We start from the raw sequence: 24910 nt of genomic DNA, 5'->3' as shown, positions 1-24910 counted from the left end.
CCCCCCCCCCCCCCCCCCCCCCCCCCCCCCCCCCCCCCCCCCCCCCCCCCCCCCCCCCCACGCCGGCGCCGAACGAGCCACCGGGGCGCCCCCATCCCGACCTTCCCCCGGAGGGGGAAGGAGGAACCGCCAAAACCCATGCTCACCATCCTCTTCGACGGCATCGCCTACGGCATGCTGCTGTTCGTGCTCGCCGTCGGCCTGGCCGTGACCATGGGCCTGATGAATTTCATCAACCTGGCGCACGGCGCCTTCGCCATGACGGGCGGCTACATCACCGTGCTGCTGATGCAGCGGCTCGATGTCCCCTTCCTGGCGTGCCTGCCCATCGCCTTCGTGGGCACCGCGCTGCTCGGCGCCGTGCTCGAACGCACGCTGTACCGGCCGCTGTACCGCAAGCCGCACCTGGACCAGGTGCTGTTTTCCATCGGACTGGTGTTCATGGCGGTCGCCGGCGTGGACTACTACGTCGGCTCCACGCAGCAGATCATGCAGCTGCCCCAGTGGCTCAAGGGCCGCACCGAGATCGGCTCGCTGGGCATGGGCCACTACCGCCTGTTCATCATCGCGGTGTGCGCTGCGCTCACCATAGTGCTGCAGTTCGTGCTGGCCCGCACCCGCTTCGGCAGCCGCCTGCGCGCCTCCGTCGACGACCAGCGCGTGGCGGCCGGCATGGGCATCAACGTGAACCTGGTGTTCCTCTCCACCTTCGCCTTCGGCTCCGGCCTGGCGGGACTGGGCGGCGCGCTGGGCGCGGAGGTGCTGGGGCTCGATCCCTCGTTCCCGCTCAAGTTCATGATCTATTTCCTGATCGTGGTGGCCGTGGGCGGCACGTCCTCGATCACCGGCCCGCTGCTGGCGGCGCTGATGCTGGGCGTGGCCGACGTGGCGGGCAAGTACTACATCCCCAAGATGGGCGCCTTCATCGTCTACAGCCTGATGATCGCCATCCTGCTGTGGCGGCCCAACGGCCTGTTCGTGCGGCAAGGCGGCAAGGCATGAGCGCGCAGGCGGATCTGCAGCGCGCAAGCCGCATCAGGCCGTGGGAGCCGGTCGTGTGGCTGCTCGCGTTCGCCGCGCCGCTGCTGTTTCCCTCGCATGCGGCGCTCGTCAACGAGATCGCGATCGTCGGCCTGTTCGCCATGTCGCTGGACCTGGTGCTGGGCTACGGCGGCATCGTCTCGCTGGGACACGCCGCGTTCTTCGGCCTGGGCGCCTACGTGTCGGCGCTGTTCTGCAAGCACGTGAACCCGGATCCGCACCTGGGCCTGCTGGTGTCCATGGGGGCCGCGGCGCTGCTCGGGCTGGCCGCCAGCCTCACGGTGCTGCGCGGCTCCGACCTCACGCGCCTGATGGTGACGCTGGGCGTGGCGCTGATCCTGCTGGAGCTGGCCAACAAGCTCGACTGGCTCACGGGTGGCACCGACGGCATCCAGGGCCTGGTGTTCTCGCCGGTGCTAGGCCGGTTCGAGTTCGACCTCGCGGGCCGCACCGCCGCCTTCTACTCGCTCGCCGTGCTGCTGGTCCTGTTCCTGATGGCGCGCCGCATCGTCCATTCGCCCTTCGGCGCCACGCTCAAGGCGATCCGCGACAACCGGCTGCGGGCCCTGGCCATCGGCGTGCCGGTGCATGCGCGCCTGATCGCGATCTACACCGTGGCCGCCGCGATGGCCGGTGCCGCCGGTGCGCTGTTCACGCAGACCTCCGGCTTCGCCTCGCTCGACGTGTTCGAGTTCCACCGCTCCGCCGACACGCTGCTGATGCTGGTGATCGGCGGCGTCGGCTGGCTCTATGGCGGCCTCGCCGGCGCGATCGTGTTCAAGCTGATGCAGGACTGGATCTCCGGCATCACGCAGCAGTACTGGGGCTTCTGGCTGGGGCTGTTCCTCGTCGTGCTGGTGCTGGTGGGACGCGACCGGCTGCTCAAGCCGTGGACCTGGTGGAGGAAGGCCAGCGCCGCACGGCCGCCCGAAGGCGCGGGCCCCCTCCTTCAGGAGGGGGGAGGCGCAGCCCCGGCAGGGGCGAAGCCTGAGGGAGGTTCTCGATGACGGAAGTCGTCCTGTCCTGCCAGGGCCTCGTCAAGCGCTTCGGCGGCATCGTCGCCACCAACGACGTCAGCCTCGACCTGAAGCGCGGCGCCCGCCATGCCCTCATCGGCCCCAACGGCGCCGGCAAGACGACGCTGATCAACCTGCTCACCGGCGTGCTGGAGCCGACCGCGGGCCGCATCACGCTCGAAGGGCAGGACATCTCGCATCTCGCGCCGCACCAGCGCGTGCGGCGCGGCATGGTGCGCACCTTCCAGATCAACCAGCTGTTCGCCTCCATGACGCCGCTGGAAACACTGGCACTCGTCGTCTCGCAGCAGCGCGGGCTGGGTGCGCGCTGGTGGCGTTCGCTGGGGCACGACGGCCGCGTGGCCGAGCGCGCGCAGCAACTGCTGGAGCAGTTCCACCTGGCCGAGGTGGCCGACCAGCAGACCGAGCACCTCGCCTACGGCAAGCGCCGCCTGCTGGAGATCGCGATCGCGCTGGCCTGCGAGCCGCGCGTGCTGCTGCTCGACGAGCCGGTGGCGGGCGTGCCGGCGGGCGAGCGCGAGGAACTTCTGCAGACGGTGGCGGCACTGCCGGCCGATGTTTCCGTGCTGCTGATCGAGCACGACATGGACCTCGTCTTCAGCTTCGCCGATCGCATGACCGTGCTGGTGAACGGCGCCGTGCTCACGGAGGGCACGCCGGACGAGATCGCGGCCGATCCGCGCGTGAAGGCCGTGTACCTGGGTTACGAGGACGAGCCGCTCCATGTCTGAAATCCTGCGCGTCGAGAACCTGAGCGCCGGCTACGGCGAGGCCGTCGTGCTGCACGACGTCTCCTTCGCGCTGGGGCAGGGCGAGACCCTGGCCCTGCTGGGGCGCAACGGCACCGGCAAGACCACGCTGATCGACACGCTGGCCGGTGCCACGCGCCAGCATGGCGGCAGCATCACGCTCGCCGGCGTGGCGCTGCACAGGCTGCCCTCGCACGAGCGCGCGAAGGCCGGCATCGGCTGGGTGCCGCAGGAGCGCAACATCTTCAAGTCGCTCACGGTGCACGAGAACCTGACCGCCGTGGCGCGCCCCGGGCCGTGGACGCCCGAGCGCGTGTACGAGATGTTCCCGCGGCTGGCGGAGCGCAAGACGAACCTGGGCACGCAGCTGTCCGGCGGCGAGCAGCAGATGCTGGCCATGGGCCGCGCGCTGGTCGTCAACCCGAAGCTGCTGCTGCTCGACGAGCCGCTGGAGGGCCTGGCGCCGATCATCGTGAGCGAGCTGCTGCGGGCGATCTCGCGCATCACGCGGCAGGAGGGCCTCGCGGCCATCATCGTGGAGCAGCATCCGCTGGCCATTCTCGACATCTCGCACGGCACGATCGTGCTGGACCACGGCACGGTGGTGCATGCGGGCCAGGCGGACCGCCTGCGCAACGATCCCGAGCTGCTGGACCGGCTGCTCGGTGTGGCACGATAGTCCGATGAGCATTCGTCGCAGGACCTTCGCGCTGGCCGGCGTGGCCACCGCGCTCGCCACGCCGTGGCTGGCAGCGCAGGACAAGTGGCCCGCCAAACCGATCCGCATCGTCGTGCCTTTCGGCGCCGGCGGCGTCGCCGACCTCACCGCGCGCGCCGTGGGGCAGAAGCTCGGCGAGCAACTGGGACAGAGCGTGGTGATCGACAACCGTCCGGGCGCGGGCGGCGTGACGGCGGGCACCCTCGTCGCCCAGGCGGAGCCGGACGGCACCACCCTGCTTCTCATGAGCAACGGCACGGCGGTCAGCGAAGGCCTGTTCCAGAAGCTGCCCTTCGACGCGCAGAAGGACTTCGCGCCGATTTCCCTGCTGGGCACTTTCGACATCGCGCTGGTCGTGCCGGAGAACTCGCGTTTCCGCTCGCTGGCCGACCTGCTCGCCTACGCGAAGGCCAACCCGGGCAAGCTGAATGTCGCGACGGTTGCCATCGGCAGCACGCAGAACCTCGCGGCCGAACTGTTCAAGACCACCGCGGGCATCGACGTGCAGGTCGTGCCCTTCAACGGCACGCCGGCCGTGATCACCGCCTTGCGCGGCGGCTCGGTGGACGCCGCCGTGGAGATCCTCGCGCCCGTGAAGTCGCAGCTCGCCTCGAAGGCGCTGCGGGCACTGGCCACCTTCGGCGACCACCGGCCCACGGGCCTGCCGGACGTGCCGACCGCCGCCGAGTCCGGCGGGCCGCTCGCGCAGTTGCGCGTCGCCTCGTGGAACGCACTGGCCGCGCCGGCGAAGACGCCCGCGCCCGTGCTGCTGCGCGTGAACGCGGAGCTGAAGAAGGCGCTGGCGACGCCGGAGCTGAAGAAGAAGCTGGCCGACCTGAACGTCGACGCCCGCTGGAGCACGCCCGAGGACCTGGGCAACCTGCTGGCCAGCGAGATCCGGCGCTGGAGCGACGTGATCGCGCGGGCGAAGATCCCGCGCCAGTGAAGGAGGACGGCATGCAAGTCAAGCGCCTGGGCCTCGTCGGCTACGGCGAGGTCGGCAAGATCTTCGCCGGCGGCCTGAAACCCTTCGTGGGCGAAGTGGCCGCGTGGGACCTGAAGTTCGCGGATAGCGCCACGGCCGAGGCGGAGACGGGCCATGCGCGCACCCACGGCATCCGCGCCTGCACCTCGATGCGCGAGCTGTGCGAGGCCAGCGACCTCGTGATCTCCGCGGTGACGGCGTCGAACACGCTGGCGGTGGCACAGGAGGCCGCGCCCTTCCTGCGCGCGGGCGCCCTGTTCCTCGACCTGAATTCGGCCTCGCCCGGCACCAAGCAGGCAGCCGGCGCGGCCGTCGACGCGCGCGGTGCGCATTACGTCGAAGCGGGCGTGATGACCTCGGTGCCGCCCCACGGCGTGAAGGTGCCGATGCTGCTCGGCGGCGCGCGCGCCGCGCAGTTGGCGACCTTGCTGCAGTCCTGGGGCCTGGACGCCAAGGCGGTGAGCGAGCAGCTCGGCGTGGCCAGCGCGATCAAGATGTGCCGCAGCGTGATGATCAAGGGCCTGGAGGCGCTGGTCATCGAGAGCTACAGCACGGCGCGCGCCTACGGCGTGGAAGACCACGTGCTGCCCACGCTGCAGGAGACCTTCCCCGCCATCGACTGGGCGCAGCAGGGCGCGTACTTCTTCAGCCGCGTCGTGCAGCACGGCCAGCGCCGCGCGGAGGAGATGCGCGAGGCGGCCCACACGGTGCGCGAGGCCGGTTTCGCCCCGTTCATGACGGCCGCCACGGCGGACAAGCAGCAGTGGATGGCGGACCAGGCGCGCGAAGGCATCTTTCGCGGCCTCGCCCGGGGCGCGCCCTGGCAGGACTATGCGGACCGGCTGCTGGCCGCGCGGGGCGGAAGTAAGTCCTAGGGTTTCCTCGGATTGCAATGTCGCGTGGGCGTGATCCTTCGCGTTGATGCGCATCAAGGTCCCGCCCGGCCGCAAGCCTACGATGGCTTGCAAGAGGGTGCAGGGAGGATTTCCCAGGCTGGAACCAGGAGGTTCCGACCCTCTCCTCAGGGTGTCTCCATCCCCTTGGCCCTGAGGATTCGCGTGGCCCCCGGGCCGCGCAAGGCCGCCGTTCAGCTCCTGGCTGCGGCGGCCTTTTTCATGGCGACCGCCGGCCGCCGCGATCGGGCCCGCGGCCCGTGTTGCCCTCCATTTCGCAGCGGCACTGACGTCCCGGTGACTATTCGCGTTGCCATTGCGCGCACGCCTCCGGCCGCGCGCGGCCTTCATTGATGGCGGTCAACGTTCCGCCCTCCTTGACTTTCATACTCCTGACAACCATCGCGGCCCTTCGGAATGCGCAACGCGCACCGGCGATGGTGCAAAGAGCAGACGCCGCCCGAGCGAACCGAAGCGCACCGGAGCCGGCCGATCGGAGGCAAGCGCTATGTCCGAATTCGCTGTCGTGGCCCGCGAGGACTTCTCCGATGTCACCTTCCTGCTGGAGGTGCGCCATCCGCAGATGGCGCGCGCCGCACGGCCGGGACAGTTCGTGATCGTGATGCTGCACCCGCAGGGCGAGCGCATCCCGCTCACCATCGCCGACTACGACCGCGGCCGCGGCACCATCACCCTCGTGATCCAGGCGGTCGGCAAGACCACCCGGCAGATGCAGCAGGAGTGCCGCGTGGGCAGCGCGCTGTTCGCGCTGGTCGGCCCGATGGGCATGCCCAGCACCATCGGCAGCGCGCGCAAGGTGCTGTGCGTCGGCGGCGGCCTCGGCGTCGCGCCGGTGTTCCCGCAGGCGCGCGCGTTCAAGGAGGCAGGAGCGCAGGTCACCGCGGTGCTGGGCTTCCGCACCCGCGAACTGGTGTTCTGGGAGGACAAGTTCCGCCGCGCCTGCGACGACCTGATCCTGTGCACCAACGACGGCTCCGCCGGCATCCGGGGCCTGATCACCGACGGCGTGGCGCTGGCGCTCAAGCGCGAGCCGCACATCGAGGAGGTGATCGCCATCGGCCCGCCCGTGATGATGAAGGCGGTGGCCGAGGCCACGCGCCCGCACGGCATCCGCACCATGGTGAGCGTCAACCCGATCATGGTCGACGGCACCGGCATGTGCGGCGGCTGCCGGGTGAAGGTGGGCGGCGAGGTCCGCTTCGGCTGCGTCGACGGACCCGACTTCGACGGCCACCTGGTGGACTTCGACGACCTGATGGCGCGGCTGCACCGCTTCGACACGCAGGAGAGGACGGCGCAGTCGCGCTGGTCCGAGTCCTGCCGCATGCCGGAGCCGGCGCAGGAGCCCGCGCCACCGCAGTCCCGCGCGGCCGCGCCGGACGCCTACGAACTGCCCGATCCGGCCGAAGAAGTCTTCGGCGGCTAGCCAGGAGGGGATGCCATGGCCAAGAAGAAGACGATCCGCACCATCCCGCAGGAGCGCACCCCGATGCGCGAGCAGGATCCGCTAAGGCGCGCGCGCAACTTCGAGGAGGTCGCATGCGGCTACAACCAGGACGAGGCGCTGCGCGAAGCGGACCGCTGCCTGCTGTGCCCGGACCAGCCCTGCATCGGCGGCTGCCCGGTGGGGATCGACATCCCGGGCTTCATCGCAAGGGTGGCGGAGCGCGACCTGCGCGGCGCCTACGAGGTGCTCACCGCCACCAACCTGCTGCCCTCGGTGTGCGGGCGCGTGTGCCCGCAGGAGAACCAGTGCGAGGGCGAGTGCACGGTGGGCGAGTCGCTGGAGCCGGTGGCGATCGGGCGGCTGGAGCGCTTCGTCGGCGACACGGCGCTGCGCGAGGGCTGGGTCAGCGTGCCCTTCATCGAGCCGGTGCGACGGCGCGTGGGCATCGTGGGATCGGGGCCGGCGGGCATGGCCTGCGCGGCCGACATGGCCAAGGCGGGTTGCGAGGTGATCGTGTACGAGGCCTTCCACGAGCCGGGCGGCGTGCTGAAGTACGGCATCCCGGACTTCCGCCTGCCCAACCCGGTGATCGACGCCGAGATCGACAAGCTGCGCGCGCTGGGCGTGCAGTTCGAGTGCAACACGCTGGTGGGGCGCCTCTTCACGCTGGAACAGATGATCGCCGAGATGGGCTTCGACGCCGTCTTCGTGGGGGTGGGGGCCGGCTACCCGAGCATGCTGGGCATCCCCGGCGATTCGCTCAATGGCGTGCTCTCCGCCAACGAACTGCTCACGCGCTGCAACCTGATGCGCGGGCGCGACTTCCCGGCCTTCGACACGCCGCTGCCGGCGGGGCGGCGCGTGGCGGTGGTCGGTGCCGGCAACACCGCGATGGATGCGTTGCGCGTGTCGCTGCGGCTGGGGGCCGACAAGGTCCATTGCATCTACCGCCGCTCGCGGGCGGAGGCGCCGGCGCGGGCCGAGGAAGTGCATCACGCGGAGCAGGAGGGCATCGAGTTCCACTGGCTCACCAACCCGGTGGAGGTGCTCGGCGACGGCCAGGGCAACGTGCGCGGCATGCGCTGCGTGCGCATGGCCCTGGGCGAGCCGGACGACTCCGGCCGCCGGCGGCCGGTGCCGGTCCCCGGTAGCGAATTCGATTTCGAGGCCGACCTCGTCGTCTACGCGATCGGCACCAACGCCAACCCGATCATGGGCCAGACCTCGGGGCTGAAGCTGAACAAGTGGGGCTACATCGCCACCGACGACAACCTGGCGACCTCGATCGCGGGCGTGTTCGCCGGCGGCGACATCGTGACCGGCGCCGCCACCGTCATCGAGGCGATGGGGGCCGGGCGCAAGGCCGCGCGCGCCATGAAGGCGTACCTGGGCATCCGCGACGCGGCCCAGCCCTATCGCGAGGAGGGCGAGCCGGCCTTCCTGGGAATCGCGGCGCACGAGCGCAATTTCACGCGCGTGCACCTGGCCTGAGCAGCAACGCAAGCATGGGGACTCCATGGACGCATCCGTCATCCTGAATCCGCAACCGGCGCGCGAGGAGGCCACGGGCCGCGCGCCCGCGGCGCGCACGCGCCTGAAGGAGCACGTCGTCGAGATCATCAGCGACTCGGGCGAGGGCGCGCAGAAGTGCGGGCAGTCGCTGGGCTCGATCGCGGCCCAGATGGGCAACGGCATCTGGACGACGGAGATCATCCCCGCCGAGATCCGGCCGCCGGCGCGCAGCGTGGCGGGCGCCAGCGGCAACCGCATCCGCATCGGCGCGGGCGCGGTCACCAACGGCGGCGACAAGACCGACCTGGTGGTGAGCTTCAACGAGCAGGTGCTGCTGGGGCGGGTGCGGGCCGACGAACTCAAGCCCGGCTGCATCGTCCTGCTGGAAAGCATGTGGCGCACGCACAAGGACACGGCCGTCCAGGCCTCGTACGCGGGCACCTGCGAGCGCCTGCGCGCCGCCGGCTACCGCCTGTACGAGGTGCCGATGGAGCAGGAGTGCCGCAAGCTGGTGCCCGATGCGCGCCGCGGCAAGAACATGTTCGCGCTGGGCATGCTGTGCCAGATCTACGCGCTGGACCTGAAGCTCGCCGTCGACCAGATCGCGCACACCTTCGGCAAGAAGGACCGCGCGATCGTCGAGGCCAACGTCCGCCTGCTCGAATCCGGCCATCGCTGGGCGCGCGACAACCTGGACTTCTGCTTCGAGATTCCGGCGAAGCGCGCGACCGAGCCGCAGATCGTGGTCAACGGCAACACCGCGCTGGCGCTGGGCGTGCTCGCCTCGGGCATGGAAATCTGCGCGATGTACCCGATCACGCCGGCCACCTCGGCGTCGCACTACCTCGCCGAAGTGTTCGAGAAGGTCGGCGGGATCGTGCACCAGGCCGAGGACGAGATCGCGGCCTGCGCCTTCGCGATCGGCGCGTCGTACGCGGGCAAGTGCGCCGTCACCATCACCTCGGGGCCCGGCTACTCCCTCAAGCAGGAAGGCATCGGCCTGGCGGTGATGGGCGAGATTCCGCTGGTGGTGGTGAACGTGCAGCGCGGCGGGCCGAGCACCGGCCAGCCGACCAAGATGGAGCAGGGCGACCTGCTCACGGCCATCTACGGGAGCCACGGGGACGCGCCCAAGATCGTGCTGGCGCCCGGGACGATCGAGGAGTGCTTCTACGCCCCGATCATGGCGCGGCGGCTGGCCGAGACCTTCAACATGGTGGTGGTGGTGCTCACCGACGCCGGCCTCGCCACTTCGCAGCAGCCGTTCCGCCGGCCCGAGTTCAGCGCAAGCTGGATGGCGCCGCCGGTCGACCAGGCGCCCGTGCCGGAAGGCGCGCAGCCCTACGAATGGGACGAACTGACCGGCCTGTCGCGCCGCTTCAAGCCTGGGCAGCCCGGGGGCATGCACACCTTGACCGGGCTGGCGCACGACCGCGACAGCCACGTGGCCTACGACGCGGTGTCGAACCAGGAAGGCCTGCGCCGGCGCAGCCTCAAGCTTGCGGCGCTGCAGAAGACATTGCGGCCGCCGACGATCTTCGGCAAGCCCGAAGGCGAACTGCTGGTGGTCGGCTGGGGCAGCACCAAGGGCGCGATCGAGGAGGCCGTGGCCGGCCTGCAGGCGCAGGGCCATGCGGTGTCCTCGCTGCACCTGCAGTTCCTGCAGCCGATGGCACCCGGTATCAAGGAGGCCATGAGCGGCTTCCGGCAGGTCATGACGATCGAGGGCAACTGGAGCGACCGCCCCGAGGACGAACTGATCGACGACAGCAACCGGCGCTATGCGGCGCTGGCCACGCTGCTGCGCGCCCGCTTCCTGGTCGACGTCGACTGCTTCACCGAAGTCTGCGGGCAGCCGATCAAGCCTTCCACCATCCGCCGCGTGCTGCTGCAGCGGCTGCGCCATTCCGGAAAGGCGGCCTGAGATGGACCTGAGCTCACCCACCGAATGCCTGCTGAGCATGTGCGAGCAGCAGTTCGCGCTGGAGGACTACCAGGGCGGCGTGCCGCGCTGGTGCACCGGCTGCGGCGACAACGCCATCCTGGCCGCGGTGCAGCGCCTGTGCCGCGACGAAGCCCTGCGCCCGGAGCGCACGGTGTTCGTCTCCGGCATCGGCTGCTCCAGCCGCTTTCCGCACTACATGAAGACCTACGGCTTCCACGGCATCCACGGCCGGGCGCTGCCGGTGGCCGAGGGCGTCAAGATGTCGCGGCCGGAGCTCACCGTGTTCGTCAACACCGGTGACGGCGACTGCTGCAGCATCGGGGCGGCGCACTGGATCCATGCGATCCGCTACAACATGGACCTCACGGTGTTCCTGCACGACAACCAGGTCTACGGCCTGACCAAGAAGCAGGCCTCGCCGACCTCGCCGCAGGGCACCCGCACCAACACCACGCCGGGCGGCAGCTACCTCGCGGCGCTCAATCCGCTGTCCGTGACGCTGGGCGTGCAGAACGTCTCCTTCGTGGCGCAGGCGGTCGACTGGATCCCGGAGCTGCTGTACGACATCGTCAAGGCGGCCTACCGGCACAAGGGCCTGTCCTTCGTGCGCATCCTGCAGCGCTGCCCCGAGTGGCTGCCGGACGCCTGGGAACCCTGGATGCAGGACCCCAACCGGGTGCAGGTGCTGCACCACGCGGACGGCCTGCAGCCCAGCGCGGCCCTGTCGAAGATCTACCGCAACCAGCGCGAGCACGACCCGCTGGACCTGGATGCGGCGCGCGAGATCGCGGGGCACGTCGACGCCATCCCCGTCGGCATCCTGTATCGCGATCCGTCCGTGCCCTGCTACGAGCAGACGCGCGGCGGCGAGCGCATCGTCACGCCGGAGCGCACGCGCGCCGGCCTGAACGCCGAACTGGACAAGTACACCGTATGGCCCGAGGTGAAGTGATGCAAGCCGACACCCATGCCCTCGTCACCTTCTTCCTGACCGGTCGGCGCTCCGGCGAAGCACTCGAGCCGGTCGCCGGCCTGGGCCTGAAGCCTGCGCTGCTGGCCCCCTACCGGGACCTCGGGTCGCTGCGCTACGACTATCCGCTGGTGCTGGTCACCCAGGGCCGCGGCGCGGCGGCCGTCGAGTCGCTGTCCGGCCTGTTCGACCGCGCCCTGCGGCAAGCCGCGGCCGGCCCCGACGGCGAGCGCGTGCGCAAGCAGGACCTGCGCGTGGAGCGCGAGATCCGGCAGCTGGTCGCCGCCGGAACCACCGGATCGCTGTCGACGCTGATCGACCAGGCCGCGGCGCACGTCGCACGCGAGCCCGGCTTCGAGGACAGCCGGCGGCGGCTGCGGGTCGCGCTGGCCTGCGATGGCGAGCTGGCCGACTGCGACGCGGCGCTGCCGCGGCGGCTGTTGCGGCATCTGTGGCGGCAGGCGCAGGACGCCAAGGCGCGGTCCTTCGCCGCCAGGCTGCAACGGCTCACGTTGAAGCTCTCGGGCCTGCTGCAGGCGGACGTGGAGCGCTCCGTGCGCGGCGTGGCGCCGCAGCGGCTGCAGGCCAGCGTCGGCCCGGGCTTCGCCGATGCCTTCGATTTCGACGTCATGTCGCGCCTGCTGGCGCGCATCGCCTCCGGCGCGGGCCTGCCCGTGGCGCGCCGCCAGCGCATCCGCTCGCTGCTGGCGGTGCTCGGGTCGCAACGCTTCTTCCCGGCCGAGGGCACCGAACCCTACGGCTTCGAGTTCGACAGCTGCGCGGCGGCGCTGAAGGCCTGGCGCGAGCGGGCGCCCAAGCTGGCTGCACTGGCACGGGCGCTGGCGATGGCGGAGCTGGAAGTGCGCGGCGAATACGATCCCGCGCGCCACGATGCGCTGTTCGCGGCCGAGGACCCGCCCGAGCCGGAGGCGCTGGCTGACTTCCCCGACTACCTCGTGTGCGTGGCGGTGGAGCGCCTCGACGGCGGCGAGCACGCCCGCCTGATGGAGATCCTGTCCTCCCACCTGCCGGTCAAGGTCCTGCTGCAGACGGACGACCTCACCGGCGAAGCGGGCGCCGAGTCTCCGGGCATGCGCAGCCGCCAGCTGGCGAGCCTGGCCATGTGCCTGAACACGGCCTACGTGCTGCAGGCGGGAAGCTCGCACCTGCTGCAGTACCGCGAACGCCTGCAGCGAGGCCTCGCCTTCGGCGGCCCGGCCCTGTTCAGCGTGTACTCGGGAGCCGCGCCGGACGAGGCCCTGCCGGCCTACCTGATGGCCGCCGCGGCGATGGAAGCGCGCGTGTTCCCCGCCTTCGTCTACGACCCCGCCGCCGGCGCCAACTGGGCCGAGCGCTTCTCGCTGGAGGGCAATCCGCAGGTGGAGCGCGACTGGCCGGTGCGTGCGTTCGGCTACGAGGACCAGCGCCACCAGGCCATGGCGCAGGAGCTCGCCTTCACGGCGGTCGACTTCCTGGCGCTCGATGCGCGCACTGCGGCGGGATTCGCCCGCACCCCGGCGGACGCCTGGAACGGCCGCCTGGTGCCCGTCGAGGATGCCCTCGGCGCCGAGGGGCAGGGCCTGTTCGACCGCATCCCGAGCCTGCTGATGGTCGACAGCCACCAGCGCCTGCACAAGGTGGTGGTGGCGCGCAGCCTGCTGCGGCAAGCGGGACGCTGCCGCGACCTGTGGCACAGCCTGCAGGAGCTGGCGGGCATCCACAACTCGCATGCCGAGAAGGCGCTGGCGCGGGCGCAGCGCGAATGGAACGAGCGCGCGCGCGAGGAGGCCGCGCCGCAGGCGGCCCCGGCACCGGCGGTGGAGGCCGCCCCGGCGACGCCGGCGACCGCGACTGCCGTTGCCGCCGCGCCGCCGGCCGCCGAGGAGCCCCAGCGCTCCCCTGACGAGCCCTACATCGAGACCGCCCGCTGTTCGAGCTGCAACGAGTGCATCCAGCTCAATCCGAAGATGTTCGCCTACGACGCCAACCAGCAGGCCTACATCGCCGACCCGGCTGCCGGCACCTACGCCCAGCTGGTCGAGGCGGCGGAGAACTGCCAGGTGGCGGTGATCCATCCGGGCAAGCCGCGCAGCGCCGATGAACCCGGCGTGCAGGAACTGCTGAAGAGGGCGGAAGCCTTCGCCTGAGACCGGCGCGCGGGGTTCAGGGCGCTTCCATGCCCCGCGTGCGCAGGACGGACACGGCATCGGGGCCGCGCAGGGCCGCCAGCAGCGCGCGGGCTGCGGCGGCCTCTTTCGTCTGCGCCGCGAGCGCGCCTGCATACACGGTGTAGTTCTGGATCTCCGCCGGCAGCGGGCCGACCAGCACGGCCTCCGGCACGGCGAGGATCTCGCTGATCTGGTGGATGCCGACCTCGGCGCTGCCGTCGACCACGCGCGTGGCCACCAGCCCGCCCGGCACCAGCACCGCCTTGGCGCGCACCTGCGGCGCGATGCCCCAGCGCTCGAAGAGGCGGTCCAGGTACACGCCGCTGGAGCCGCCCGCCGCCGGGTCGATGTAGGCGACGGAGCGCGCGTCCAGCAGCACGGAACGGAACGCGTCCACGCTGGAGATGTCCGGCAGCGGCGCGCCCTTGCGCACCGCCACGCCGATCGCCACCCGCGCCAGCGGCACCGGCTCCGCGTCGGCCAGCTTGCCGGCTTCGCGCAGCGGCTTGAGCGAAGCGGGGCTGGAGAACACCACGTCGAACGCTTCGCCGCCGGCGATGCGCTTTTGCAGCCCGCCGGCCGTGTCGTTCTCGATGCGCAGCCTGTGGCCGGTCTGCTGCTCGAACGCCGGCTGCAGCGCCAGCACCACCGGCTTGAACGCACCGGCCGTCAGGACCTTCAGTTCCGCGGCGGCCACGGACTGGGCGGCGAACGCGCAGGCGAGGGCGAACAGCAAACGCATGGCACTCTCCTCAAAGGGCGTGCGCCACGACCGCTGGGGCCTTGGCGCGGATCAGGTCCAGCGTCGCCTTCTGCACCGGCGTGGCCGGCCGCTGCAGGCTCGTGGCCAGCGACAGCCGGATGCGCAGCGGCGGCGTGCCGATGGCCTGGGTGGTGTAGGCCGAGGGCCGCGGCGAGTTCAGCACCGCATTGCGCGAGAGGATGGCACAACCCGCGCCATCGAGCACGAGGTCGAGGATGGCGAACACGCCATCGATCTCCAGCGCCACGTCGGGCCGGCAGCCGATGTCCGCCATCTCGGCCTCCACGTGCATGCGGATCGCGTTCGGCCGGGTGGGGATCACGAGCGGCAGCCTGGCGACGTCGGCCAGCGAGATCGGCCCGGGCGGTGGGTCTTCGTGCAGGCCCGGAGGGCGGGCGCGCACCAGCACCAGCTCCTCTTCCAGCAGGGGCCCAAGGTCCAGCTCGCGCGAGGGCTGGGCGTTGTAGAGCACCGCGATGTCCAGGCGGCCGCTGACCAGGCCTTCCTGCAGCCCGCTGGACAGCCCCTCGCTGATCGACAGCCGCGCTTGCGGCAACTGCTCGCGGAAGGCGCGGGTGAGCGGCACGGTCAGCACGCGCGCCACGCTGCTCGGCAAGCCGACGGCGACGCGGCCCGCCAGCCCGCCGCGCAGGCGTCCCAGGTCCTCCCGCGCCCGCTCCACCTGGTGCAGGATCCCCCGGCCGTGCTCCAGCAGCAGCTTGCCCGCCTCGGTCGGCACGGCGCCGCGGCCGTTGCGCACCAGCAGGTTCTGGCGCAGCTCCACCTCCAGCAGGCGCACCTGGCGGCTGAGCGCGGGCTGCGCCACGTCGAGCTCGATCGCGGCCCGCGTGAAGCTGCCCAGCTCGGCCACGCGAACGAAGTACTCCAGCTGCTTGAGGTCCATGAATCCGAATACCTTCGCGGGCATTATGCCGAAGCGGCATAGCTGCTAGTCGCACGCTTCGCTGTTGCGGAGGCCGCAGCGCGCCCACAATCCGCGCCATGACTGCGACGCTCCAGGGCATCTCCTCGATGGCGACCCGCCAGCTGCTCAATGAACTGGCGCGGGTGTACGGACAGCGCACCGGCGCGCAGGTGGCGGTGGAGTCCGTGGGCGGCGTCGACGCGGCCCGGCGCGTGGCCGCCGGCGAGCCCTTCGACTTCGTGGTGCTGGCCGCCGATGCGATCGACAAGCTGGTCGCCTCCGGGCAGGCCGTGGCGGGCAGCCGCGTCGACATCGTGGAATCGGGCGTCGCCGTCGCGATCCGGGAGGGCGCGACCCGCCCGGACATCGCCAGCGAGGAAGCGCTCAAGCGCGCCGTGCTCGCCGCGCCGACGGTGGGCTATTCCACCGGCCCGAGCGGCGTGGCGCTGGTGAAGCTGTTCGAGCGCTGGGGCATCGCACAGGAGCTGCAGGGCCGGCTGGTGCAGGCGCCCCCGGGCGTGCCGGTGGGCTCGCTGGTCGCGCGCGGCGACGTCGCGCTGGGCTTCCAGCAACTGAGCGAGCTGATCCACCTCGAAGGCATCACGATCGTCGGCCTGATGCCGCCCGCAGCGCAGATCGACACCATCTTCGCCGGCGCGCTGTGCGCCGGCTCGCGGCAGCCGGACGCGGTGCGCGCGCTGCTCGCCTTCATGGCCTCCCCCGACACGGCCGCGGCCAAGCGCCGCTACGGCATGGAACCCGCCTGACCTGCAGGAAGGAAACGACATGAGCATCATCATCGACTGCCACGGCCACTACACCACCGCGCCGAAGCAGCTGGAGGACTGGCGCAACCGGCAGGTCGCCGGCCTCAAGGACCCCGCGCAGGAGCCGAAGGTCTCGGAGCTGAAGATCAGCGACGACGACATCCGCGAATCGATCGTGAACAACCAGCTGCGCCTGATGCAGGAGCGCGGCAACGACCTGACGCTGTTCTCGCCGCGGGCGAGCTTCATGGCGCACCACATCGGCGACTTCGAGGTCTCCAGCACCTGGGCCGCCATCTGCAACGAGCTGTGCCACCGCGTCGCGCAGCTGTTTCCCGAGCACTTCGTGCCGGTGGCGATGCTGCCGCAGTCGCCGGGCGTGGACCCGAAGACCTGCATCCCGGAGATGGAGAAGTGCATCCGCGAATACGGGGCGGTGGGCATCAACCTGAACCCGGATCCCTCCGGCGGCCACTGGAAGGAGCCGCCGCTGACGGACAAGTGGTGGTACCCGATCTACGAGAAGATGGTGGAGCACGACGTACCCGCCATGATCCACGTCTCCACCTCGTGCAACCCGTGCTTCCACACCACCGGCGCGCACTACATCAACGCCGACACCACGGCGTTCATGCAGCTGATCCAGGGCGACCTGTTCAAGGACTTCCCGCAGCTGCGCTTCATCATCCCGCATGGCGGCGGCGCGGTGCCTTACCACTGGGGCCGTTACCGGGGCCTGGCGCAGGAGATGAAGAAGCCGCTGCTGGACACGCACGTCATGAACAACGTGTTCTTCGACACCTGCGTGTACCACCAGCCGGGCATCAACCTGCTGAACACGGTGATCCCGGTGAAGAACGTGCTGTTCGCCTCCGAGATGATCGGCGCGGTGCGCGGCATCGACCCGACCACCGGCAACTACTACGACGACACGAAGCGCTACATCGACGCCTCGCCGATCCTGTCGGCCGAAGACAGGCACGCGATCTTCGAAGCGAACGCGCGGCGGGTGTTCCCGCGGCTGGATGCGCAGTTGGCCAAGCGCGGGAAGTAGAAAACCGGATACCGGACGCAGAGGACGCGAAGGGTACGCAGAGGACGCAAAAGATTCCAAAAGGAATTCTTTTCAATGTCTTTTTTGCGTCCTCTGCGTCCCCTTTGCGTCCTCTGCGTCCGGCTGTTCTGAATTCAGGAGAAACCCACCATGTACGAACTAGGCGTCGTCTACCGCAACATCCAGCGGGCGGACCGCGAAGTGGCCGATGCGCTGGCGCAGTTCGGCGCGTCGACCGTGCACGAGGCCATGGGCCGCGTCGGGCTGATGAAGCCCTACCTGCGGCCGATCTATGCCGGCGCGCAGGTCTCCGGCACGGCCGTCACCGTGCTGCTGCATCCCGGCGACAACTGGATGCTGCACGTGGTGGCGGAGCAGATCCGGCCCGGCGACGTCGTCGTGGCCGCCTGCACCGCCGACAACACCGACGGCTTCTTCGGCGACCTGCTGGCCACCTCCTTCCAGGCCCGCGGCGCGCGCGCGCTGGTGATCGACGCCGGCTGCCGCGACGTGCGCACGCTCACCGAGATGAAGTTCCCGGTGTGGAGCAAGGCCATCAGCTCCAAGGGCACGGTGAAGTCCACGCTCGGCTCCGTGAACATCCCCGTCGTCTGCGCCGGCGCCTATGTCACCCCGGGTGACGTGATCGTCGCCGACGACGACGGCGTGGTCTGCGTGCCCGCCGCGATGGCGCAGAAGGTGCTGGAGGCCGCCCGCGCGCGCGAAGCCAACGAGGGCGAGAAGCGCGCGAAGCTGGCCTCCGGCGTGCTGGGCCTCGACATGTACAAGATGCGCGAGCCGCTGGAGAAAGCCGGCCTGCGCTACATCGACTGATGTTTCCGGCGTACGGTGACACCATGAGCAAACCCACCTCTGGCGGCTTCGAGAAGACACCCGGCTGGCTGGACTGGTACGCCGGCCCGAGCAAGCCGCAATTCAAGCTGCCGCCCGACAGCGTCGATGCGCACTGCCACGTGTTCGGGCCGGGCGCGCAGTTCCCCTACGCGCCCGAGCGCAAGTACACGCCCTGCGATGCCAGCAAGGCGCAGCTGTTCGCGCTGCGCGACCACCTGGGCTTCGCCAGGAACGTGATCGTGCAGGCGACCTGCCACGGCGCCGACAACCGCGCGCTGCTCGATGCGCTGGAGCACTCGGACAACCGCGCCCGCGGCGTCGTGACCGTGAGGCGCAGCGTGACCGACCAGGAACTGCAGGACATGCACCGCGCCGGCGTGCGCGGCGTGCGCTTCAACTTCGTCAAGCGGCTGGTGGACTTCACGCCCAAGGACGAACTGATGGAGATCGCCGGTCGCATCGCCCCGCTCGGCTGGCATGTCGTGATCTACTTCGAGGCGGTGGACCTGCCCGAGCTGTGGGACTTCTTCACCGCGCTGCCCACCACGGTGGTGGTCGACCACATGGGCCGCCCCGACGTGAGCAAGCCGCTGGACGGCCCGGAGTTCGCGCTGTTCCTGAAGTTCATGCGCGAGCACCCCAACGTCTGGAGCAAGGTGAGCTGCCCCGAGCGCCTGTCGGTCTCCGGGCCCCCGGCGCTGGATGGCGAACGCAACGCCTACCGCGACGTGGTGCCTTTCGCGCGCAAGGTGGTCGAGACCTTCCCGGACCGCGTACTGTGGGGCACCGACTGGCCGCATCCGAACCTGAAGAACCACATGCCGGACGACGGGCTGCTGGTGGACTTCATCCCGCACATCGCCGCCACGGCGGAACTGCAGCACAAGCTGCTGGTGGACAACCCGAACCGCCTGTACTGGGCCGACGAGATCGAAGGGGGATGACATGAAGAAGCTCACGGGTGCCGCGGCGCTGCTGGTCCTGCTGGCAGCCTGCGCGAGCGCGCCGGCTCCGGCCCCGACGCAGGCGCCCGCCGCGCTCGCCGCCAACCTGCGGATCCCGCTCGGTGCCGACCCGCAGGCGACCTGCACGGGCCTGCAGGGAAGGACGATCCCGCCGTCGGTGATCGGCTTTCCCAGCGGGCCGGCGACGATCACGGCTGCCGTGATGGTGGAGGCCACATCGCTCGCCGTCGCGGACCGCGCCTCCACGCCGGCGGCCGCCATCCGGCCGGCCCTGCCGCAGCGCTGCAAGGTGCAGGGCCGCATCGCGCCGATCGATCCGAACGCGCCCGCGATCGAGTTCCAGGTCAACCTGCCGCTGCAGTGGAACGGCCGCTCGGTGCAGTACGGCGGCGGCGGCTTCAATGGCACGCTCGTTTCCGGCGAGGCGCTGCTGCCCGCCGCCCGCTACGACCAGCCGCCGCCGCTGGCGCAGGGCTACGTGACCTACGGGACGGACTCGGGCCACCAGACCCGGCAGGGCGACGCGCCGCAGGCCTTCGCCCTGAACAGCGAGGCCTTCCTGAACTTCGCCCACGCTTCGTACAAGAAGGTGCGCGACGTGGCGGTCGTCATCATGAGGACCGTGTACGGCCGCTCGCCCGAGAGGATGTACTTCGTCGGCAGCTCCGAGGGCGGGCGCGAAGGGCTCACGATGGCGCAGCGCTATCCCACCGATTTCGACGGCATCTTCAGCCGCGTGCCGGTGATCCACTGGACCGGGCTGCAGCACGCCGGGCTGCGCGACGGCCTGGCGCTCATGAACGGCGGCTGGATGAACCACACCCACGTGCAGCTGGTGCACGACGCGGTGCTGGCCGCCTGCGACGCCGCCGACGGCGCGGCGGACGGCATCGTGTCCGACCCGGTCGGCTGCCGCACGCGCTTCGACGTGACGAAGCTGCGCTGCACCGGCGCCGCGGCGCCCAACTGCCTCACCGAGGCGCAGGTGCGCGCGGTGCAGACGCTGCACTCGCCGCTCGACCTCGGCGTGGAGCTGGCCAACGGCCTGCGCACCTACCCGGGCCGCGGCCCGAGCGGCGAAGCCACGCCGGCTGGCGGCTCCGCCGGCGGCTGGGAAGCCTGGTGGACCGGCACCCGCAGCCCCTCCATTCCGCCGGTCGCGGCCAACGGCATCGGCTGGTTCTACGGCGCGGGCGCGATCCAGTTCATCTACGCGGTCAGCCCCAATGTCGATTTCCGCACCTACAAGGCCGCGGACCACGCCGCCCGGGTGCGCGAGGTGTCGGCCCTGATGGATTCGACCAACCCGGACCTGTCGGCCTTCGCGCGCCACGGCGGCAAGCTGATCCTGCTGGAGAACCTGGGCGACTACGCACAGAGCCCGTACGCCGGCATCGACTACCACCAGGCCGTGGTGCAGCGCATGGGCCGCGCCAACGTGGACCCGTTCTTCAAGCTCTTCACCGCGCCCGGCGTCGACCACGTGGGCACCGGCGCGCCGGGCAACGCGGAGCTGTTTGCCGCGCTGGTCGCCTGGGTGGAGCAGGGCCGGGCACCCTCGGGCCTGGTGCTGGTCGAACAGGAACCGCGGCCGCCCTTCGCCGTCAGGCGCAGCCGGCCGCTGTGCGAATGGCCGCAGTTCCCGCGCTACCGCGGCGGCGACCTGAACGCCGCAGGCAGCTTCGCCTGCGCGCAATGAGAGGAGGCTTGCGATGCCTTTGGACAAACCGTATGCCGGCATTCCCGGCACGACGATCTTCGATGCCGACCAGAGCCGCAAAGGCTACTGGCTCAACCAGTTCTGCATGTCGCTCATGAAGGCGGAGAACCGCGAGCGCTTCAAGAAGGACGAGCGCGCCTACCTCGACGAGTGGCCGATGAGCGAGGACCAGAAGCTGGCCGTGATGGCGCGCGACCTCAATCGCTGCATCGCGCTGGGCGGCAACATCTACTTCCTGGCCAAGATCGGCGCCACGGACGGCAAGAGCTTCCAGCAGATGGCCGGCTCCATGACCGGCATGAGCGAGGACGCCTATCGCGACATGATGGTGGCCGGCGGGCGTGCGGCCACCTGGGGCCGCGAGGAGGACAAGAAGTAATGGCGCGCATCACCGCATCCGTCTATACCTCGCACGTGCCGGCCATCGGCGCGGCGATCGACCTGGGCAAGGCCCAGGAGCCGTACTGGCAGAAGGTCTTCTCGGGCTACGAGTTCTCGCGCCAGTGGATGAAGGAGAACCGGCCCGACGTCGTGTTCCTGGTCTACAACGACCACGCCACCGCCTTCAGCCTGGAGATCATCCCCACCTTCGCGATCGGCACCGCGGCCGAATTCAAGCCGGCCGACGAGGGCTGGGGCCCGCGCCCCGTGCCCACGGTGATCGGCCATCCCGAACTGGCCTCGCACATCGCGCACTCGGTGATCCAGCAGGACTTCGACCTCACCATCGTCAACAGGATGGACGTGGACCACGGCCTGACGGTGCCGCTGTCGCTGCTGTGCGGGCAGCCGCAGGAGTGGCCCTTCAAGGTCATTCCCTTCGCCGTGAACGTGGTGCAGTACCCGGTGCCCAGCGGCATGCGGTGCTTCCGTCTCGGGCAGGCGATCCGCAAGGCCGTGGAGAGCTTCGACGAGGACCTGAACGTGCAGATCTGGGGCACCGGCGGCATGAGCCACCAGCTGCAGGGCCCGCGCGCCGGCCTGATCAACAGGGAATGGGACAACCGCTTCCTCGACCGCCTCATCGCCGAGCCCGAGGCGCTGGCAGCCGTGCCGCACATCGAATACGTGCAGGAAGCGGGCAGCGAAGGCATCGAACTGGTGATGTGGCTGATCGCGCGCGGCGCGATGGCCGACGTGGCGGGCGGCCCCACGCCCACCGTGAAGCACCGCTTCTATCACGTGCCCGCATCGAACACCGCGGTGGGCCACCTGATCCTGGAGAACAATCAATGACGCAGACCATCCGCATCGCGCTCGCCGGGCCCGGCGCCTTCGGCCTCAAGCACCTGGACGCGCTGAAGAACATCGCCGGCGTGGAGGTCACCTCCATCATCGGCCGCGAGCTGCCCAAGGCGCAGGAAGTGGCGCAGAAGTACGGTGCCAGGCACGCCACCACCGAACTGGACGAAGCCCTGGCGCGCCCGGACGTCGACGCGGTGATCCTGTGCACGCCCACGCAGCTGCACGCCCAGCAGTCCATCGCCGCCATGAAGGCCGGCAAGCACGTGCAGGTGGAGATTCCGCTGTGCGACCGGCTCGAGGACGGCCGGGCCGTGGTCGAGACGCAGAAGAAGACCGGGCTGGTCGCCATGTGCGGGCACACGCGGCGCTTCAACCCCAGCCACCAGTTCGTGCGCAAGCGCATCGAGGCGGGCGAGTTCCACATCCACCAGATGGACGTGCAGACCTACTTCTTCCGCCGCACCAACATGAACGCGCTGGGCCAGCCGCGCTCGTGGACGGACCACCTGCTGTGGCACCACGCGGCGCACACGGTGGACCTGTTCCAGTACCAGACCGGCAGCAAGGTGGTCCAGGCGAATGCCGTGCAGGGCCCGATCCATCCGGACCTGGGCATCGCGATGGACATGAGCATCCAGCTGAAGGCGGAGAACGGGGCGATCTGCACGCTGTCGCTGTCGTTCAACAACGAGGGACCGCTGGGGACCTTCTTCCGCTATATCGGCGATACGGCGACGTACATCGCGCGCTACGACGACCTGTTCAACGGCAAGGAAGAGAAGATCGACGTTTCGAAGGTGGACGTGTCGATGAACGGGATCGAGCTGCAGGACCGCGAGTTCATCGCGGCGATCCGCGAGCAGCGGGAGCCGAATGCGAGCGTGGCGAAGGTGCTGCCTTGCTACGAGGTGCTGGCGCGGCTGGAAAGGCAGCTGGGGTAGGACAGCGAAAACAAGACAGCCGAACGCAGAGGGCGCAGAGGTTGCGCAGAGGACGCAGAAGAGACCGAAAAGGAAACCTTCAGGTTTCTTGTGCGCCTCTCGCGTACTTTTGCGGGCCTTGCGTGCGGCTGTTCGGGTTCTTCGAGATTCGGTCCTGCACCAGGTGCTCCAGCACGGAGGCCGAGCCTTCGCCGGATCGGCGGCCGGCCATCTGGAGGGGGGCAGGGGTGGGGGCCGAGGCGTTGGGGTGCCCGCCCGGCGGGGGAAGGGTGTCGCGCATGCTCATCTCCGGGTGCAGGAACTGGACCTGTGGAGGCGCCGTGCGCTTCAGCCGGCTAGGGGCACGAGGGGAGCCGGCCAGGGGACAAGAGGGACTCTACTCCTTCGCCGGAGGACAGGTGCCGCCGGGAATCCACTTTGCACGCGCGAAGCACTCGCCTGGCGGGTGCCGGGAAGATTCGACGTTTCCCTCAGGAGGCCGGCTTGGCGTCCATCGCCATGGCCCAGGCGCCCCAGGCTTCGTCGGATGCGTGGCGGGCGGCCATCCATGCCTGGAACTCGGGCGTTTCCGTGACCTTGTCGGCACGGCCTTCGGCTTCGCATCGGGCCCGCGCGGCATCGAAGCGTTCGTGCGCGGATGCCTCGGCGGCCTGTCTCTCTTCGGCGGCGGCCTCGGCTGCAGCGACGGTCTCGTTCCATTCCTTGCTCATGGGGCCCCCCTGATAAAACCACAGTATGGGGCATGCGGCCCGGCCGCGCCGGGAAAGGGTCTTGGCTGTGGAATGATCGCGGGATGTCCCAAGCGCCCCCTGCCGGTTTCGATACGCTCGCCCTTGCCCCCTCCACGCTCGAGAACCTGAAACGGCTCGGCTACCTGCAGATGACGGCCATCCAGGCCGCCAGCCTGCCGCCCGCGCTGCTGGGCAAGGACCTGATCGCCCAGGCCAAGACCGGCAGCGGCAAGACCGCGGCCTTCGCCCTGGCCCTGCTGGCCAACCTCAACCCGCGCCGTTTCGCCGTGCAGGCGCTGGTGCTGTGTCCCACGCGCGAGCTGGCCGACCAGGTCACGACCGAGATCCGGCGCCTCGCCCGCGCGGACGACAACATCAAGGTCGTGACGCTCTCGGGCGGCGTGCCGCTGCGCGGCCAGACCGCGAGCCTGGAGAACGGCGCGCACATCGTGGTGGGCACGCCGGGCCGCGTGCTCGACCACCTGGATCGGGGCAACCTGCAGCTCGATGCGCTCAACACGCTGGTGCTCGACGAGGCGGACCGCATGCTGGACATGGGCTTCGTCGACGACATCGCGAAGGTCGCGCGGCAATGCCCGCCCAAGCGGCAGACGCTGCTCTTTTCCGCCACCTATCCCGAAGGCATCGCGCAACTGGCGGCGCGCTTCCTGCGCGACCCGGTCACCGTGCAGGTGGAGTCACAGCACGCCAGCGGGCAGATCGAGCAGCGCTGGTACGAGGTGCGCGAATCCGAGCGGCTGCCCGCGGTGGCGCGCCTGCTGGACCACTTCCGCCCCGCCAGCACGCTGGCCTTCTGCAACACCAAGGTGCGCTGCCGCGAGCTGGTCGAACTGCTGCAGGCGCAGGGCTACAGCGCGCTGGCGCTGCACGGCGACCTGGAGCAGCGCGATCGCGACCAGGTGCTGGTGCGCTTCGCCAACGGGAGTTGTTCGGTGCTGGTCGCCACCGACGTGGCCGCGCGCGGCCTCGACGTCGCGGGGCTCGCTGCCGTGATCAACGTGGACGTGACGCCGGACGCCGAAGTGCACGTGCACCGCATCGGCCGCACCGGCCGGGCCGGCGAGACCGGGCTGGCCTTGAGCCTGGCGAGCCTGGACGAGATGGGCGCGGTGGGCCGCATCGAGCAGCTGCAGGGCCGCGAGTCGCAATGGCATGCCCTCACCGAGCTCACGCCCGCGCCGGGCGAGCGCCTGCTGCCGCCCATGGCCACCATCCACATCCAGGGCGGCCGCAAGGAGAAGATCCGCCCCGGCGACGTGCTGGGCGCGCTGACGGCGGACCTGGGCTACACCCGCGAGCAGGTCGGCAAGATCGACATCAACGACTTCGCCACCTATGTGGCCGTGGAACGCGGCATCGCGAAGGACGCGGTGGCGCGCCTGAACGAGGGTCGCATCAAGGGTCGCGGGGTCAAGGCGCGGCTGCTGAAGGACTGAG

The 24910-nt window shown here is 70.2% G+C and carries 23 protein-coding genes; 20 read left to right on the top strand and 3 right to left on the bottom strand.

Annotated features, from left to right (window positions below; genetic code table 11):
* Positions 1-138 precede the first annotated feature (138 nt).
* From WG923_RS27380 to WG923_RS27330, 11 genes are all read left to right on the top strand, one after another.
* The gene (locus WG923_RS27380) at positions 139-1002 is read left to right on the top strand and encodes a branched-chain amino acid ABC transporter permease (protein WP_340354199.1); all 864 of its coding nucleotides are present in this window, start codon (positions 139-141) and stop codon (positions 1000-1002) included.
* A complete protein-coding gene (locus WG923_RS27375) occupies positions 999-2048 on the top strand; it encodes a branched-chain amino acid ABC transporter permease (protein ID WP_340354198.1) in 1050 nt (349 codons plus the stop codon). Before WG923_RS27380 ends, WG923_RS27375 begins: the two co-directional genes overlap by 4 nt.
* Complete coding sequence (locus tag WG923_RS27370) at positions 2045-2809, top strand: ABC transporter ATP-binding protein (RefSeq protein ID WP_340354197.1); 765 nt, start codon at positions 2045-2047, stop codon at positions 2807-2809. Before WG923_RS27375 ends, WG923_RS27370 begins: the two co-directional genes overlap by 4 nt.
* Positions 2802-3506, top strand: a complete 705-nt coding sequence (locus WG923_RS27365) for an ABC transporter ATP-binding protein (RefSeq protein WP_340354196.1) — start codon at positions 2802-2804, stop codon at positions 3504-3506. The genes WG923_RS27370 and WG923_RS27365 overlap by 8 nt, the downstream gene beginning before the upstream one ends.
* A gap of 4 nt (positions 3507-3510) precedes the next feature.
* Positions 3511-4491: a Bug family tripartite tricarboxylate transporter substrate binding protein gene (locus WG923_RS27360; protein WP_340354195.1), complete on the top strand. Its 981-nt coding sequence runs from the start codon at positions 3511-3513 to the stop codon at positions 4489-4491.
* 11 nt (positions 4492-4502) lie between these two features.
* Positions 4503-5405, top strand: coding sequence for an NAD(P)-dependent oxidoreductase (locus tag WG923_RS27355; protein WP_340354194.1), 903 nt, complete (start codon positions 4503-4505; stop codon positions 5403-5405).
* A gap of 526 nt (positions 5406-5931) precedes the next feature.
* Positions 5932-6870: a sulfide/dihydroorotate dehydrogenase-like FAD/NAD-binding protein gene (locus tag WG923_RS27350; RefSeq protein ID WP_340354193.1), complete on the top strand. Its 939-nt coding sequence runs from the start codon at positions 5932-5934 to the stop codon at positions 6868-6870.
* A 15-nt stretch (positions 6871-6885) separates the two neighbouring features.
* Positions 6886-8382 (top strand): NADPH-dependent glutamate synthase, encoded by a 1497-nt coding sequence (gltA, locus tag WG923_RS27345; RefSeq protein WP_340354192.1) that lies wholly within the window; start codon positions 6886-6888, stop codon positions 8380-8382.
* Positions 8383-8407: 25 nt separating this feature from the next.
* Positions 8408-10327: a 2-oxoacid:acceptor oxidoreductase subunit alpha gene (locus WG923_RS27340; protein WP_340354191.1), complete on the top strand. Its 1920-nt coding sequence runs from the start codon at positions 8408-8410 to the stop codon at positions 10325-10327.
* Between the two features lies 1 nt (position 10328).
* Positions 10329-11300, top strand: coding sequence for a thiamine pyrophosphate-dependent enzyme (locus tag WG923_RS27335; protein WP_340354190.1), 972 nt, complete (start codon positions 10329-10331; stop codon positions 11298-11300).
* Entirely contained in the window at positions 11300-13465 is a 2166-nt protein-coding gene (locus WG923_RS27330) for a ferredoxin (RefSeq protein WP_340354189.1), read from the top strand. The genes WG923_RS27335 and WG923_RS27330 overlap by 1 nt, the downstream gene beginning before the upstream one ends.
* Positions 13466-13481: 16 nt before the next feature.
* On the opposite strand, the gene WG923_RS27325 is transcribed toward WG923_RS27330, so the two are convergent.
* Entirely contained in the window at positions 13482-14228 is a 747-nt protein-coding gene (locus WG923_RS27325) for a substrate-binding domain-containing protein (protein WP_340354188.1), read from the bottom strand.
* Positions 14229-14238: 10 nt separating this feature from the next.
* Positions 14239-15153 (bottom strand): LysR substrate-binding domain-containing protein, encoded by a 915-nt coding sequence (locus WG923_RS27320; RefSeq protein ID WP_340354187.1) that lies wholly within the window; start codon positions 15151-15153, stop codon positions 14239-14241.
* 98 nt (positions 15154-15251) lie between these two features.
* On the opposite strand from WG923_RS27320, the gene WG923_RS27315 reads away from it, so the two are divergent.
* The 8 genes from WG923_RS27315 (at position 15252) to WG923_RS27280 (ending at position 22721) form a co-directional block, all read left to right on the top strand.
* Entirely contained in the window at positions 15252-15941 is a 690-nt protein-coding gene (locus WG923_RS27315) for a substrate-binding domain-containing protein (RefSeq protein ID WP_340354186.1), read from the top strand.
* A gap of 19 nt (positions 15942-15960) precedes the next feature.
* A complete protein-coding gene (locus WG923_RS27310; protein WP_340354185.1) occupies positions 15961-16995 on the top strand; it encodes an amidohydrolase family protein in 1035 nt (344 codons plus the stop codon).
* Positions 16996-17145: 150 nt separating this feature from the next.
* Positions 17146-17829, top strand: coding sequence for a 4-carboxy-4-hydroxy-2-oxoadipate aldolase/oxaloacetate decarboxylase (gene ligK, locus WG923_RS27305; RefSeq protein WP_340354184.1), 684 nt, complete (start codon positions 17146-17148; stop codon positions 17827-17829).
* Between the two features lie 23 nt (positions 17830-17852).
* Complete coding sequence (locus tag WG923_RS27300) at positions 17853-18794, top strand: amidohydrolase family protein (RefSeq protein ID WP_340354183.1); 942 nt, start codon at positions 17853-17855, stop codon at positions 18792-18794.
* Position 18795: 1 nt separating this feature from the next.
* A complete protein-coding gene (locus WG923_RS27295; protein ID WP_340354182.1) occupies positions 18796-20514 on the top strand; it encodes a tannase/feruloyl esterase family alpha/beta hydrolase in 1719 nt (572 codons plus the stop codon).
* 13 nt (positions 20515-20527) lie between these two features.
* The gene (gene ligA, locus WG923_RS27290; protein WP_340354181.1) at positions 20528-20914 is read left to right on the top strand and encodes a protocatechuate 4,5-dioxygenase subunit alpha; all 387 of its coding nucleotides are present in this window, start codon (positions 20528-20530) and stop codon (positions 20912-20914) included.
* Complete coding sequence (locus tag WG923_RS27285; protein ID WP_340354180.1) at positions 20914-21771, top strand: class III extradiol dioxygenase subunit beta; 858 nt, start codon at positions 20914-20916, stop codon at positions 21769-21771. The genes ligA and WG923_RS27285 overlap by 1 nt, the downstream gene beginning before the upstream one ends.
* Positions 21768-22721: a Gfo/Idh/MocA family oxidoreductase gene (locus WG923_RS27280; RefSeq protein WP_340354179.1), complete on the top strand. Its 954-nt coding sequence runs from the start codon at positions 21768-21770 to the stop codon at positions 22719-22721. Before WG923_RS27285 ends, WG923_RS27280 begins: the two co-directional genes overlap by 4 nt.
* Before the next feature lie 470 nt (positions 22722-23191).
* On the opposite strand, the gene WG923_RS27275 is transcribed toward WG923_RS27280, so the two are convergent.
* Positions 23192-23431: a hypothetical protein gene (locus WG923_RS27275; protein WP_340354178.1), complete on the bottom strand. Its 240-nt coding sequence runs from the start codon at positions 23429-23431 to the stop codon at positions 23192-23194.
* 83 nt (positions 23432-23514) lie between these two features.
* Between WG923_RS27275 and dbpA the strand changes: the two genes are divergently transcribed.
* Complete coding sequence (gene dbpA / locus WG923_RS27270) at positions 23515-24909, top strand: ATP-dependent RNA helicase DbpA (RefSeq protein WP_340354177.1); 1395 nt, start codon at positions 23515-23517, stop codon at positions 24907-24909.
* The last annotated feature ends 1 nt before the right edge of the window (position 24910 follow it).

Source organism: Ramlibacter sp. AN1133 (assembly GCF_037890035.1).
Taxonomy (GTDB): Bacteria; Pseudomonadota; Gammaproteobacteria; order Burkholderiales; family Burkholderiaceae_C; genus Ramlibacter.
This window is presented reverse-complemented; position numbering and strand designations above follow the sequence as displayed.

Bases quoted from the DNA above. Each gene is read 5' to 3' on its own strand.
- WG923_RS27365 (WP_340354196.1), top strand. From the start codon at position 2,802: ATGTCTGAAATCCTGCGCGTCGAGAACCTGAGCGCCGGCTACGGCGAG.
- WG923_RS27310 (WP_340354185.1), top strand. From the start codon at position 15,961: ATGAGCATCATCATCGACTGCCACGGCCACTACACCACCGCGCCGAAG.
- WG923_RS27350 (WP_340354193.1), top strand. From the start codon at position 5,932: ATGTCCGAATTCGCTGTCGTGGCCCGCGAGGACTTCTCCGATGTCACC.
- WG923_RS27380 (WP_340354199.1), top strand. From the start codon at position 139: ATGCTCACCATCCTCTTCGACGGCATCGCCTACGGCATGCTGCTGTTC.
- WG923_RS27370 (WP_340354197.1), top strand. From the start codon at position 2,045: ATGACGGAAGTCGTCCTGTCCTGCCAGGGCCTCGTCAAGCGCTTCGGC.
- gltA (WP_340354192.1), top strand. From the start codon at position 6,886: ATGGCCAAGAAGAAGACGATCCGCACCATCCCGCAGGAGCGCACCCCG.
- WG923_RS27340 (WP_340354191.1), top strand. From the start codon at position 8,408: ATGGACGCATCCGTCATCCTGAATCCGCAACCGGCGCGCGAGGAGGCC.
- WG923_RS27355 (WP_340354194.1), top strand. From the start codon at position 4,503: ATGCAAGTCAAGCGCCTGGGCCTCGTCGGCTACGGCGAGGTCGGCAAG.
- WG923_RS27285 (WP_340354180.1), top strand. From the start codon at position 20,914: ATGGCGCGCATCACCGCATCCGTCTATACCTCGCACGTGCCGGCCATC.
- WG923_RS27320 (WP_340354187.1), bottom strand. From the start codon at position 15,153: ATGGACCTCAAGCAGCTGGAGTACTTCGTTCGCGTGGCCGAGCTGGGC.
- ligA (WP_340354181.1), top strand. From the start codon at position 20,528: ATGCCTTTGGACAAACCGTATGCCGGCATTCCCGGCACGACGATCTTC.
- WG923_RS27275 (WP_340354178.1), bottom strand. From the start codon at position 23,431: ATGAGCAAGGAATGGAACGAGACCGTCGCTGCAGCCGAGGCCGCCGCC.
- WG923_RS27360 (WP_340354195.1), top strand. From the start codon at position 3,511: ATGAGCATTCGTCGCAGGACCTTCGCGCTGGCCGGCGTGGCCACCGCG.
- WG923_RS27375 (WP_340354198.1), top strand. From the start codon at position 999: ATGAGCGCGCAGGCGGATCTGCAGCGCGCAAGCCGCATCAGGCCGTGG.
- WG923_RS27280 (WP_340354179.1), top strand. From the start codon at position 21,768: ATGACGCAGACCATCCGCATCGCGCTCGCCGGGCCCGGCGCCTTCGGC.
- WG923_RS27300 (WP_340354183.1), top strand. From the start codon at position 17,853: ATGAGCAAACCCACCTCTGGCGGCTTCGAGAAGACACCCGGCTGGCTG.
- ligK (WP_340354184.1), top strand. From the start codon at position 17,146: ATGTACGAACTAGGCGTCGTCTACCGCAACATCCAGCGGGCGGACCGC.
- WG923_RS27315 (WP_340354186.1), top strand. From the start codon at position 15,252: ATGACTGCGACGCTCCAGGGCATCTCCTCGATGGCGACCCGCCAGCTG.
- WG923_RS27335 (WP_340354190.1), top strand. From the start codon at position 10,329: ATGGACCTGAGCTCACCCACCGAATGCCTGCTGAGCATGTGCGAGCAG.
- WG923_RS27295 (WP_340354182.1), top strand. From the start codon at position 18,796: ATGAAGAAGCTCACGGGTGCCGCGGCGCTGCTGGTCCTGCTGGCAGCC.
- dbpA (WP_340354177.1), top strand. From the start codon at position 23,515: ATGTCCCAAGCGCCCCCTGCCGGTTTCGATACGCTCGCCCTTGCCCCC.
- WG923_RS27330 (WP_340354189.1), top strand. From the start codon at position 11,300: ATGCAAGCCGACACCCATGCCCTCGTCACCTTCTTCCTGACCGGTCGG.
- WG923_RS27325 (WP_340354188.1), bottom strand. From the start codon at position 14,228: ATGCGTTTGCTGTTCGCCCTCGCCTGCGCGTTCGCCGCCCAGTCCGTG.